Consider the following 12,675-nt stretch of genomic DNA (forward strand, 5'->3'; position numbering starts at 1 on the left):
GCTAGACCCTGTCCGGAGCTGGGATGCGGAGCGCGAAGGCGGCGCCCGCATCGCGTCGGACGGCAACGAGCTTGCCATCATGAGCCACGGCAATCTGGCGCGCGATGGCCAGGCCGAGACCCGCGCCGTCGCGCTTGGTGGTAAAGAATGGCAGGAACAGATCTTCGACCGGTTCCGGGAGACCTGGGCCATTGTCCCCAACCACCAACTCGACCTCGGCGCCTTCTGCATGACAATGGAGGGTGATGGTCGGACACCGCGTGTCACGCGCCGCCTCGACCGCATTCTTCAACAGGTTGAGCAACGCCTGCTCGATCAGTTCCCGGTCGACCGAGACGATGAGATCGGATGGCGTGACGGTTGCCTCGACCGTCACGCGGCGATCAAGGGCTCGGGTCAGTGCGGCTAGGTCTTCGACAAGGTCCTTTGCCGGTACGGGTGCGACTTCAGGCTGGGGGAGATCAAGCATCTGCCGATAGCGCTCGACGAAGCGCATCAGGTGTGTGGCGCGACGCGAGATGGTGGCGGCGGCCGCCGCGGTTTCGGCGCGGTCGGGATCGATGTCCGGCTGTTCGGCCAGCGCCACCAGACTGTCGGCGAGCGAGATTACCGGGCTCAGCGAGTTCATCATCTCATGCGCGAGCACGCGGCTGAGGCGGTGCCACGCATCCACTTCCACTGCACCAAGCGCTTCCGAGACGGGCTGAACTGCAATCAGCCGGCGTCTCGCCCCTGCCTGGACGTCAAACAGAACGACCGACGCATGGGCAACGCGGCCATCGGTCAGGCGGATGATCCGGCCGGATACCGGGCCGCCGGTGAGGAGTGTCTCGAGATCGCCGGCGCAGAAGGCAGGGTGGTCCGCGAAGCGTCGCGGGTCGGAAGGCGCAAGCCTGCGAGCCGCGCGATTGGTGCGAACGAGTGCACCGCCTTCGTCAATCACGAACAGCGCGGCAGGGACCGTATCGAGCAGTGCCGCATCGCCGTCCTGCCGCGCGCGCTCGCTTGCCGCGCGGGCCTGAATCGAGCGGAGCGCCCGTTCGATCGAGGTTTCGAGGTCACCAAAGGCGCGCGGCAAACCGATGGGCAGGTCGTCGGCGCCGCAGGCGACCTGGTCGACAAAGTCGCGCATCGCGCGCTCCGCCGCGGCGGCATTGCGGACAAGGTCGAGCCCGACCATCACCGCGATCGCCCCGCAAATGGCGGCGAGCGCGGGCCGACCCGAGAACACCAGCGCGATTCCCGCTGCGATCAGGCATCCGCACACCGCCCCACGGACCGCCAGTCCCGCCGCATAGGACCAGCGGCGGCGCTCAAAGGCCATGTTTGTCCATGCGCCGATACAGTGCCGGGCGCGTCAGCCCCAGCGCCGCGGCCGCCCGGCTGATATTCCCATCATGGTCCTGCAAGGCCCGTGCGATCGCCTGTCGTTCGAGCGCATCGAGACTCATCGCCGCGCCCGCGCGCTGCGTCGCCGTGAGTTCCGCCGCGCGCTGGACCGCATCGACGAGACGGTCGTTGCGCCAGGGCTTGAGCAGGAAGTCGGATGCGCCGCGCTTCAACGCCTCGACGGCCAGCGTGACGCCCCCGAAGACCGTCAGCATCACGATCGCAAGGGTCCGGTCGCTGGCGCGAAGCGTGTCGATGATGTCGAGCCCGGCGCGCCCCTCGCGATCGCCAGGATGAAAGTTCATATCGAGTATGGCGGCGACATAGCCGTCCAGCGCCAGCGGGACCGGGAGGTCGTCCGGCGTGGCGAACGCATCCACCTCGGCAACCCTGCGGAGCGCCAGACGAACGGCCTGCACCACAGCCGGATCGTCCTCGATCAACAGGATTCGGCGGCGTTGCTCCATGGCCGAAGCCTACCCAATGACGCGCCGATACGGAACCACAGCAAAAGCAAGGGCTTGCCCCGGACGCGGTGCGAATCGCGCATTACGGGTGTCCGAAGTCGGACAGCGCGACCAGCCGGCAACCGGGTCCTTTTCATCCAAACGACTGATCTACCGTCGTTTCCGCTTCGCCGCGGTCGAGGCGATACTTGCCGCATGAGGAGATCATGACTCGATGGACGAGCCGCTTCGTCATTCGCGGCTTCGCCGGCACCGCCGCACCGCCGTCATTGCGGTCGCGCTGGCAGTCGGCCTGATGGGCATGATTCTGGCCTTCCGCCACTTCGCCGTGCCATCGCTCGATGTCGCGAGCGATCAGGTGGTGATCGCGCCGGTGGTGCGGGGCAACTTCCGCGACACCATCAGCCTTCACGGGAGCGTCGTCCCGCGCGACACGATCTATCTCGATGCGGTCGAGGGCGGGCGCGTGCGGCAGTTGTTCGTGCGCTCGGGCGACAGGGTGGTCGAAGGCCAGCCCCTCGTCGCATTCGCCAATGCCGCGCTCGAAATCGATATCCTGTCGCAGGAAGGCAGGCTGATCGAATCGATTACCCAGCTTCAGGCCTATCAACAGCAGCTCGAGCAGAGCAGCAGCGACAATGCCCAGTCGCTCGCGGTGATCCGCTACGATCGCGCACGCGTCGATCGTGCGCTTCGGCGACGCGTCCCGCTTGCCGAGCGGGGCTTCGTCGCGCGCGAGAGCATGGATATGCTCCGGGACGAACTGCATTCGCTCGACGACCGATATGCGATCCAGGTCGCCCGCAGCCGCCGCCAGGAAGGACTGCGAAGGCTGCAGCGGCCCCAGATCGAGGCGCAGCTGGCTACGCTTCAGAAGAGCCTGGCCGTCACCCGTTCGAAGCTGGCCGACCTGACCGTGCGCGCGCCGGCAAGCGGGCGACTGGCGGCCTTCGACCTGAAGCTGGGCGAGAACCGCAACCGCGGAGACCGGCTGGGCGAGCTTGTGCTCGATACGGGCTTTCGCGTGACCGCCGCGATCGACGAGTATCATCTCGGCCGCGTGCGGCTTGGTCAGCGGGCCCAGGTGGACGTCAACGGCCGCCCGACGGCGCTGGTCGTGACGCGAATCTATCCGCAGGTGAAGGATGGCTCCTTCGTGATCGAGCTCGACTTTGCAGAGCCCCGACCGATGCGACTGACCGCCGGTGAGGCGGTGCGCGGCCGGTTGTCGCTGGGCATGGATCGTCCGGCACTGCTCCTGCCGGCCGGCGCCTTTCTCGAGGCGTCGGGCGGCCAATGGGTTTTCGTCGTTGCGCCGGGCGGCACGCATGCCGAGCGGCGCGTCATCCGGATCGGCCGGCGCAACGCCGAGCAGGTCGAAATTCTGGCCGGGCTTGCGGCCGGCGAGCGCGTGATCGCCTCCAGCTATGATGGCTGGCAGCGATACGAGCGCATCACCCTTCGCTAGGAGTGGATCATGCTGACGGTCGAAGCGATCTCGAGGGTCTACGAGACCAAGGATGTGCGCACGCACGCGATCAGCGAGGTGTCGCTGACGATCTCGGAGGGCGAGTTCGTCGCGATCATGGGGCCGTCGGGGTGCGGCAAGTCCACGCTCCTCAATATCCTCGGCCTGCTCGATCGCGCCGACAGCGGCCGGATCGAACTGTTCGGTAAGGATATCAGCCATGCGCGCGAGCGCGATCTCACCCGACTGCGGCGCGCGTCGATCGGCTTCGTGTTCCAGAGCTTCAACCTGGTCGACGAACTGACGGTCGCGCAGAATGTCGAGGTGGGGCTGCTTTATCGCGGGGCGCCCTCGCGCGAGCGGCGTGATCGGGTCGAGGCCGCGCTCGACCAGGTCGGCATGCGTCACCGCGCCCGCCACTTGCCGAAGCAACTGTCCGGCGGTCAGCAGCAGCGTGTCGCGGTGGCACGGGCGATCGTTGCCGAACCCCGGCTGATCCTGGCCGACGAGCCGACCGGCAATCTGGACACGGCGAACGGGACGGCGGTGATGGACCTTCTCAAGAGCGCTGTGAGCCGAGGGACCACCGTCGTCATGGTCACCCACTCGCTGGCGCAGGCCGATCAGGCGGATCGCAAGATCCAGCTGCTCGACGGCCGTGTCGTCAGCCAGACCCAGTTGGGGGCCTGAGAGATGCTGCGCAGCTTGCTCGCAACCACCTTCAGTACGCTTTCACTGAACCGCCTCTACGCGGCGGTAACGCTGATCGGCCTCGCGCTTGCGCTTGCCGCTGCGATCGTCATTGGTCTCTTCGTCCGGCAGCAATTCGCCTATGAGCGCTTCATCCCCGGTCACGAGCGGGTCTTCCGGATGACCGCCACCATTGCGCAACCGGGGCAGCCTGAAAGGGCCTCGGCCATCACCCCGTCGGTGCTCGCCGCCGCAGTTCGCGCACGAACTGATCAGGTCGAAGCGGTGGCCAGGATGTATCAGGATACGCCGCTCATTCGCGAAGCGGGCGATCGCGTGCCCGTTCGTGCGCGCGGCTTCGTGTGGGCGGATCCGGACATCTTCCGGGTGCTGCCGCTGCCGGCCGTGGCCGGGGATCCGGCGACTGCGCTGGCCGAGCCCGATACGATCGTCATTACCCGCAGCACCGCGCGTCGCCTGTTCAGGCGCGACGCTCCCATCGGCGCGTCAGTGAATTGGATCGCGCAGAAGGGCGTCACCCGGCGGCTGAAGGTCACGGCCGTCATCCGCGACCTGCCGCCCGAAACGCATCTCGACCTGAGCTTCATCGCATCCGGACGCGGCGCCGATACGCCGCTCGGCCAGGCCGATGCCAATCCGATGCCGACGCTCGGTGCGCCGATCGTCACCTATGTGCGAACCAGGCCCGGCGTCACTGCAGCGACGCTGCAGCCCGCGATCGACGAGATCCTCCGCCCGTTCCAGGCCATGGCTGCGGCGAGCGGTACCAAGGTGGGCGGTTACGCGCTGCCGGTCGCCGGCATCCATTTCGGCCCGACCGACGACAGTCCGCACGGCAAGCCTTCGGTCGACCGCTCGATCGTCATCGCCATCGGCGGGGTCGGCATGCTGATCCTCGTCATGGCGTCGACCAGCTATGTCGCGCTGATGACCGCGCGCTCCGCGCGCCGGGGTGTCGAGGTCGCGGTGCGCAAGGCGTGCGGGGCCAGCCGGCGGCAGTTGCTGATCCATTATCTCGGCGAGAGCCTGATCCTCACGCTCATCGCTATGATCCTGGCAATGGGGCTCGTCGAACTCGTCCTGCCCGCGGTCAACGCGGTTCTGGGGCTGAACCTGACCTTCGACGTGACCCGGGACCCCATGCTGCTGCTGCCGCTGCTCGGCGGATGGCTGATCACCGGCCTGGTCTCCGGGCTGTATCCCGCCCTGATCCTGTCATCCGTCCTGCCGTCGACCGCGCTGGCGGGAGGACCTGCGGGCCCTGGAAGCGCGGAGCGCATCGGACGGGCGATGGTGGTTGTCCAGTTCGCGATCCTGGTCGGCCTGACGCTGGCGACGATCACCCTGTATCGCCAGACGCAATTGGCGATCGCCAGCGCGCTGGGTGCGGATCGCGGCCCGATCCTCACCCTGCAAGCCGATTGCCGGCAGGGTTTCCCCCAGGCGGTGCGCGAGCTGCCCGGTGTTCGACATGCCAGCTGCGTCGCAGTCGGTGCGTTGAACATGGGGCCTCAGGGGGCCGTCACCGCCGTCAATCGCGAGGGGCAGCGGTTCACGCCCGGCTTCGTCGATGTCGATGCCCATTTTTTCCCGGCACTGGGTCTGAAGCCGATCGCCGGGCGGGGCTTTACCATCGATGGCCGCGGCGATGCCGCACGGCAGGAGATCGTGCTCAACCAGACCGCCGCCCGCAATTTCGGCTTCGCAAGTCCCCAGTCGGCGATCGGCGAGCCGATCGGTGTGTCGCTTGAAGTCGGCGCGACGCCCCGACTGATACCGCACAGGATCGTGGGCGTCGTTCCCGATGCGCCGGCGAGCGTGCTGACCCCGGCCGGCGAACTGATCTATAGTCCCGGGATGCCGGAAGGCGGGATTCTCGCGGTCGAGGTCGCGCCCGGCGCGGTGGCAGAAGTGCGCGCGGGTCTTGATCACCTATGGCAACGCATGGGGGATGGCGGACCGCTCGACACGCGATTGCTGTCGCAGATCGAGCATGACCGCTACCGCGCCACCATCGTCCAGGGCTGGGTGATCGCTGCCTGCGCGCTGGTCGCCCTGGTAATCGCTGCCATGGGACTGTTCGCACTCTCGGCCTTCAGCGCGGATCGCCGCACCAAGGAAATCGGCATTCGCCGCGCCATGGGTGCATCGCGCGGCGAGATTGTCCGGCTGCTGCTGTGGCAGTTCGCGAAGCCGTTCCTGCTGGCCTGCGCGATCGGACTGCCGCTGGGCTATGTCGTGATGCGGCGTTGGCTGGAGCAGTTCGTCACTCGTGTCGATCTGTCGCCATGGCTGCTCGGTGCCGTGGTGGCAGTCACCGCAGGCTTCGCGCTTGCCGCGGCGCTGGCGCATGTCGTGGCGGCGGCGCGGGCGAGTCCGGTGACCGCGTTGCGCCACGAATAGCATCGCGGGGCGGCATGGTCTCAGCCGGGTACGGACGATCGCGCCCGCTCGCGCACGCGCCAGATCCGCAGCAAGACGATGAGGATCAGGAGGCAGGCGCCCGCGAGCATCAACCGCTCCGGTGCCGGAATCAGCACACGGAAGTCCGTGGTCATCCCCATGATATTGCCGAGGACATGGAAGGCTGCGGCGGCGAGGATCGATCGCGTGCGGTCGGCGACGAAGCCGATGCCAACGGCGGCGGCGACAAGGATCAGCAGCGCTACCGCTTCGCCGGCAATCGACCGATTGGTGACCCAGGACAGATGCCAGGCATACCAGAACAGGCCGATGATGAGGTAGCGCAGCAGGGGACGACGATCGGCGAACTCACCTTGCAGATAGCCGCGCCAGCCAATCTCCTCGAGGATCGCGTAAAGCGCGATCCAGATGCCCATGTGCAGTCCGAACGCATGAGGGTTCATCCCGAACGGGTTCGGAACGCCGCGGGCGGCGAGGATGGCGGCAGGCGCCAGCAGCATCAGGGCAGCCAGCACCGGATTCGTCCCGCCAAAGCTCAGGGTCGGTCGATATCGGAGCAGCAGCCAGATCGCCAAGACGCCGATGGCCGGGCCGGCGCCTGCGACGAGATGCCCATACATCGCCGCAGGACCTGCCGCTGGCGCAGTTGCGACGCCGGTGTGCCACCAGAGTCGCGCCAGTGCCGACATTGCGACCGCGATCCCGTAGTAGAGCGCGATACGCGTCCAGCGTGCGCCCTTGCGCTCGTCCCTTTCCTGCCCGGCCGCAGACATGCCTGACTCCCTTTTTCGAACCCGACACGGACAAGAATGCCGGATGCGGAAGCCAACTGACAAGACGGCAGGTCAGCGCGTTCGGGCTTCATGCGCGGTGCTGCGCGGGATGCGATCCAAGCCCTCCGCAGTTCGAACGCCGGGGCTGAAGCTGAAGCCGTCACAGCGCTTTTCCGTAGATGGTGTAGACCTTGTTCACTTGTCCGCGGACAGCGTCGGCGACCGAGCGCATTCCCTGATTGTCTTCCAGGACCCAGCCGATCTCGGCCCGGGTTGCGCCATAGTTTTCGACCGCGGCGCGGCGGGTGTTCTCGATCATCATGAAGGCGAGCTGTCCCGCAAGCCGCGACGTCTGCAGCCTGCTGGCCACCCCCATCAGCGGGACGCGCATCGTCCGCACCCTGGGCTTGCGAAGCCACCAGGCCAGCTTGAGCCAGCCAAAGGGAAGGAGCGAGCCGTTGAGCGGCTTCAGCGCCTCGTTGAGGTCGGGAAGCGTGATCATGAACGCCACCGGCTCGCCGTCCAGCTCGGCAATCTGGATCAGATCGTTGAACACCAGCGGCTTCAGCTTCTTGCCGACGTCCCGGATCTCGGGCTCGGTCAGGGGGACGAAGCCCCAATTGGCCGACCAGGCGTCGTTGAGAATCGCGAGGATGATCGCCGCTTCCTCGTCGAACCGGGACTTGTCGGTATCGCGGACGCGAATTCGCGGGTCTGCCTCGCCGGACGTGATGATCCGCTGGACGATCCTGGGAAAGCGCTGGGTAACGTCGAGTTCGAAGGTCAGCAGGCGCTTGACCTCCTCATAGCCTGCCCGTTCGGTCCAGAGGCGATAGTCGGGGCGGGCATGACCCATCAGGATCGTCGGCGACTGGTCGAACCCCTGGACCAGCAGGCCCGGCTCCTCCCAGATCGACATGCTGATCGGGCCGAGCGCCCGGGTCATCCCCTGCTCGCGCAGCCAGTCCTCGGCACGTGCCAGCAGTTCGACGAAGATGTCCTCGCGCTCGGCCTCCATCAGCCCCCATTGGCCGACGCCGGGACCGAAGCCCTGTTCGGATGGAAGCGTGAGCGCCAGCGTGTCGATATGGGCGGAGATCCGGCCCACCACCTTGCCTCGCTCGCGAGCGAGGAACAGCTGAGCCCTGGCATGGCTAAACCAGCCATTTTTTTCCGGGGTGATCGCCGCCATCGCCTCGCCGAACAGCGGCGGAACCCAGTGCGGATCGTCCCTGTAGAGCCGATAGGGAAGCTGAACGAAATGCTTGCGGTCGCGCCGGGACGCGACGCGTTCGATGGTCAGATAGCGCAATGGAAGCCCTCGAAAAGTCGGTTCATCCGAGATATCGGCCCGGTCGGATCCGGCCTATTCCGAATGTTTACGACGGATAAAGTCTTGGGCGGTTTCCGATGAAACAGCTGCTCGGCACGCCTGCGTGAGATCAATATTGAGCGCTACCGCTGAAATCCGAGCAAGCTTTGCGCATTAAAAGCTGGCGCAAAATGTATAGGCTCGCCTGGCTACACGCATCGCTGAGTGCGCTGGCACTGAACTATCGAAAGGAATTCGAGTGTTGCGCTTCTGGTTGGCTTCATCTTGTCTGGCACTCCTGAGCCCGGTGATCCCGGCCCGGGCCGACCCTGTCGACGAGGCAACCCGCGCTGCGCTGTCGGAACCCGTCGCGCTCCGGACGAGGCTGCACAGTTTCTTTCGGGCGCCGGATGTCGAGGCTGTGATCGCTATGGACACCGAAGCGGTGACCGCTGCTGCGCTCGACCTGCTGAAACGCTAGGAATGCGACGCATGGCCGAAGTCGCGATCATGTCAGAACCGGCGCTGACGGGCGGGCGATGGCGGATGATCACCATCGCCGCGCTGGGCGGCGCGCTCGAATATTTCGACTTCATCATCTTCGGCATCTTCGCCCAGTCGATGGCGGCAGCCTTCTTCCCGGCGGGAGACCGGTTCGCGCTGACACTGGCGCTGGCGGTCTTCGCGATCGGCTATCTGGCACGCCCGATCGGCGGCATGATCTCGAGCCATTTCGGCGATCGCTATGGTCGCAAGCGCGTGTTCGTCGTTACCGTCGCGCTCATGTCGGCCTGCACCTTCGCCATCGCCTTGCTGCCGACCTATGCGTCCTGGGGGATCGTCGCCACGCTGTTGCTGGTCGCGCTGCGGCTGGGCCAGGGCCTGTGCATCGGCGGCGAGCTTCCGGGGGCGATCACCTTCGTGGTCGAGAGCGCGGGGCGCCGGCCCGGCCTGGCCTGCGGCGTGGTGTTCGCGCTGGTGAATCTCGGTGTCCTCCTCGCCACCTTCGTCAACCTGTGCCTGACCGCATGGCTCAGCCCGGCGGCGATGCTCGACCATGGCTGGCGGATCGCCTTTGCGATCGGCGGGATGCTCGGGCTGGTCAGCATGATCTTCCGCAGATCGCTCGACGAAACCGCAACCTTTCTGAGCTTCCGACACCGCGCCGCGCGTCAGCCCGTACGCGATGTGTTGCGCACGCACTGGCGCGCGATTCTGCTGGGCTGCGCGGTGGTGGCGCCCACTGCCGGGTTCAACGGCCTGCTGTTCGCGCACATGCCGGCCTATCTCGGTCAGGTGGTCGGCTATGAGCGTCACGATGTGGCGGGCGCGATGAACATCGCGCTGCTGATCATGTCGCTGTCGCTGCTGACCGCGTCCTGGTTGGCCGACCGCATTCCCGCGCGCTATCTGTTGATGGGATCGTCGGTCGCATTGCTGTTCGGCAGCCCGCTTGCCTATGCAGTGCTCGCCGCGGGCGATGCGAACCTCATGCTGGTCCTGCCGCTGTTCGCGATCGCCGCTGCCGGGGCAAATGGCAGCTTCGCCTATCTGATCGCCGGGCTGTTCCCGCCACCGCTTCGGTTCAGCGGCGTGGCGCTTTCGCTCAACCTCAGTTTCACCGTGCTGAGCGGACTCGGCCCGCTGTGCGCCAACGCGCTGATCGATCTGAGCGGCTGGCGCGCGGTACCTGCGCTGATTCTCGTTCTCGTGGCGCTGGCAGGGCTCGGCGCGAGTATCGCGCTCGGTCGCGGCGAGTCCACGCGGGAGGTGCCGCTTCGCGCGTGACTCGATGTCGAGTCCCGATCGGTTACAATTGCAGGCAAGGTCGCATCGACAAGCCCACGCATCCTGCACTTACATCTCCGCCGTCCGGGACTGGCAGACACGCCTGGCCATCCCTTGCCCAAGGAGTGTTTCATGAGGATCGTCGCCCGCCCGCTGTTCGCCGCCTTAGCCCTGATCGCGGGGGTGGCCGCAGGCAGCGCCCATGCCCAGGCACCCCGGCAGGAGGTACCGGCTCGAGCCGTCAAGAATGTCGTGCTGGTGCACGGCGCCTTTGCCGACGGGTCGGGGTGGCGCGGTGTCTATGACGAGCTCACCCGGCGCGGCTACCGGGTGACGATCGTCCAGAATCCGCTCACCTCGCTTGCGGACGATGTTGCCGCGACGAAGCGCGCTCTGGATCGCCAGAACGGCCCGGTCATCCTGGTCGGGCATAGCTGGGGTGGCACGGTGATTACCGAGGCCGGCGTCGATCCCAAGGTGGTGGGGCTCGTCTATGTTTCCGCGCTGTCGCCCGATGCCGGCGAAACCACCGCCCAGCAATATAAGGGCTTCACCACGCCCCCCGAATTCGTGCTCCACACCCATAAGGACGGCTTCGGATTCATCGACGCCGACAAGTTCAAGGCTGGCTTTGCGGGTGACGTCAGCGATGCCGATGCGGCATTCATGCGCGACTCGCAGGTACCGATCAGCATGTCGGCGTTCGAGACGAAGCTGCAGAATGCGGCATGGCGGACCCGGCCAAGCTGGGCGGTGGTCGCCACCGCGGACAAGGCGTTCGATGCGCGAATGCTGCAGGCCATGGCGAAGCGCATCGGCGCGAAGGTCACCGAAGTGGATGCGAGCCACGCGCTGTTCATGACCCAGCCCAAGGCGATCGCCGACGTGATCGATGCGGCTGCGCGCGAGGTCGGCGCGAAGGCGCGCTGATCGCAGGCTTCTCCGCCACCCTGATCGCGACATCGGTAACTGCGCGGCGCGGATCTGACATCAATCGGTGTCCGGTCCGCGCTAACCGGGGACAAGGAAGGCCCATCTTCCGCGGGAGGTGCGTCGGATGGGTCTGCCGTGGTCGACAGGCCATGGCAGGCGCGCCGGTATAAGGCCCGACCCACCGCGCCGGCGCGCCCTTCCCGACCTCAACCCTTGCGCGAAAGCGCGCGACGTTCGCGCTCGCTGCGGCGCAGGCGCACCTCGGCGGAAGCCAGCGCCGCCAGCGATGCAAGCATCTGCCGATCGCGCTCGCTCATCGTTCGCGATCTATAGTCGATCACGCAGAGCGATCCGACCGGAAAGCCGTCGCCATCCAGAATCGGTGCTCCCGCGTAGAAGCGAAACCCCGGCTCCCCGGCGACGGCCGGATTGTCGGAGAAACGGGCGTCGCCGGCGAGATCGTCGACCGTGAAGACCTGCTTCTGCAGGATGGTGTGATTGCAGAACGCCCAGCTTCGCGGCGTCTCCGTCAGGGTGAGACCGACGCGTGACTTGAACCACTGGCGCGTCGGCGTCAGCAGCGTGATGAGCGCGATCGGCGTATCCAGTGCCTGCGATGCCAGCCAGGTCACCCGGTCGAACGCATCCTCCGGCGCGGTGTCGAGGAGGCCGGTGCGCTCCAGCGCGACGAGCCGCTGTGCCTCGTTGAGCGCGACGGGGAAGGGACTGTCGCCCACGGGGGGCGACGGCGTCGCACCATCGGTCAGCGACCTTCTGATCGCGGCGGGGAGTGCGTCGGGGGTGTCGACGGTCTCGACCCGCATGTTCGCATCGTCATGGAGCGCCGTGCGGCCGACCGCGTAGAGCCGGCTGTGGCCCAACGACGGATTGCCCGCCAGTTGCTGGAGGAAATCGCGTCGTGCCGCGTCGCCATCGACCGTTTCGACGACGACTGCATGGGGGTCGAGCGTCGCGACGGCGTACAGCGCGGGATGAAGCGCGTCGAAATACTGGACCCGATATTCCGCCAGATCGGCGAACAGCTCCCGGTACAGATCAATCCGGCCGCCCGGTGCGACGACGACGATATCGGCGGATGACCGCTCCGCTTCGGACCTTCGCCCTTCGATCAGCGTGTCGATATCGCGCCGATAGACCCGGCGATGGCCACCGGGCGTCTTCCACGACGGTACCGATCCGCCTTCGATCAGCAATTGCGCTGTCCGGATTGAGACCCCGAGCAATCGGGCCGCATCGGCGGTCGTCAATATGTCCTTGATCATGCGTGCCCTGTCATCTGCCCCCGATGATTACCAAATCGATCAGACCGCGTAAATTTATCATCTTTGCTATATTTGATAGAATTGATATTCGAGCTCATATCCGGGGGCCACGGGGCCTCGTGCTGTT

Annotated in this window: 11 protein-coding genes; 6 read left to right on the forward strand and 5 right to left on the reverse strand. The window is 66.4% G+C overall.

The features are described 5' to 3' along the window. Nucleotide 1 precedes the first annotated feature (1 nt). Nucleotides 2-1,231, reverse strand: a complete 1,230-nt coding sequence (locus tag ACZ1H8_RS09760; RefSeq protein ID WP_465181102.1) for a sensor histidine kinase — start codon at nt 1,229-1,231, stop codon at nt 2-4. An 82-nt stretch (nt 1,232-1,313) separates the two neighbouring features. Further along, nucleotides 1,314-1,856, reverse strand: coding sequence for a response regulator transcription factor (locus ACZ1H8_RS09765; protein WP_465181103.1), 543 nt, complete (start codon nt 1,854-1,856; stop codon nt 1,314-1,316). Between the two features lie 214 nt (nt 1,857-2,070). On the opposite strand from ACZ1H8_RS09765, the gene ACZ1H8_RS09770 reads away from it, so the two are divergent. From ACZ1H8_RS09770 to ACZ1H8_RS09780, 3 genes are read left to right on the forward strand one after another with little or no spacing between them, the layout of a single operon-like run. Next, a complete protein-coding gene (locus tag ACZ1H8_RS09770) occupies nt 2,071-3,324 on the forward strand; it encodes an efflux RND transporter periplasmic adaptor subunit (RefSeq protein ID WP_465181104.1) in 1,254 nt (417 codons plus the stop codon). A gap of 9 nt (nt 3,325-3,333) precedes the next feature. Then, nucleotides 3,334-4,014: an ABC transporter ATP-binding protein gene (locus tag ACZ1H8_RS09775; protein WP_465181105.1), complete on the forward strand. Its 681-nt coding sequence runs from the start codon at nt 3,334-3,336 to the stop codon at nt 4,012-4,014. Nucleotides 4,015-4,017: 3 nt separating this feature from the next. Next, nucleotides 4,018-6,438: an FtsX-like permease family protein gene (locus ACZ1H8_RS09780; protein ID WP_465181106.1), complete on the forward strand. Its 2,421-nt coding sequence runs from the start codon at nt 4,018-4,020 to the stop codon at nt 6,436-6,438. Between the two features lie 20 nt (nt 6,439-6,458). Here ACZ1H8_RS09780 and ACZ1H8_RS09785 read toward each other — a convergent pair whose 3' ends face one another. Both ACZ1H8_RS09785 and ACZ1H8_RS09790 read right to left on the reverse strand, forming a co-directional pair. Next, nucleotides 6,459-7,232, reverse strand: a complete 774-nt coding sequence (locus ACZ1H8_RS09785) for a lysostaphin resistance A-like protein (RefSeq protein WP_465181107.1) — start codon at nt 7,230-7,232, stop codon at nt 6,459-6,461. Nucleotides 7,233-7,392: 160 nt separating this feature from the next. Then, on the reverse strand, nt 7,393-8,544 hold the full coding sequence (locus ACZ1H8_RS09790; protein ID WP_465181108.1) for an N-acetyltransferase: 1,152 nt from the start codon (nt 8,542-8,544) through the stop codon (nt 7,393-7,395). 259 nt (nt 8,545-8,803) lie between these two features. On the opposite strand from ACZ1H8_RS09790, the gene ACZ1H8_RS09795 reads away from it, so the two are divergent. The 3 genes from ACZ1H8_RS09795 (at nt 8,804) to ACZ1H8_RS09805 (ending at nt 11,262) form a co-directional block, all read left to right on the forward strand. Beyond that, complete coding sequence (locus ACZ1H8_RS09795) at nt 8,804-9,025, forward strand: hypothetical protein (protein WP_465181109.1); 222 nt, start codon at nt 8,804-8,806, stop codon at nt 9,023-9,025. An 11-nt stretch (nt 9,026-9,036) separates the two neighbouring features. Continuing rightward, nucleotides 9,037-10,332: an MFS transporter gene (locus ACZ1H8_RS09800; RefSeq protein WP_465181110.1), complete on the forward strand. Its 1,296-nt coding sequence runs from the start codon at nt 9,037-9,039 to the stop codon at nt 10,330-10,332. 132 nt (nt 10,333-10,464) lie between these two features. Then, nucleotides 10,465-11,262: an alpha/beta fold hydrolase gene (locus ACZ1H8_RS09805; protein WP_465181111.1), complete on the forward strand. Its 798-nt coding sequence runs from the start codon at nt 10,465-10,467 to the stop codon at nt 11,260-11,262. Between the two features lie 209 nt (nt 11,263-11,471). On the opposite strand, the gene ACZ1H8_RS09810 is transcribed toward ACZ1H8_RS09805, so the two are convergent. Then, complete coding sequence (locus ACZ1H8_RS09810) at nt 11,472-12,479, reverse strand: GAF domain-containing protein (protein ID WP_465181112.1); 1,008 nt, start codon at nt 12,477-12,479, stop codon at nt 11,472-11,474. Nucleotides 12,480-12,675 lie beyond the last annotated feature (196 nt).

This window comes from Sphingomonas sp. BL-S-25 (assembly GCF_055521555.1).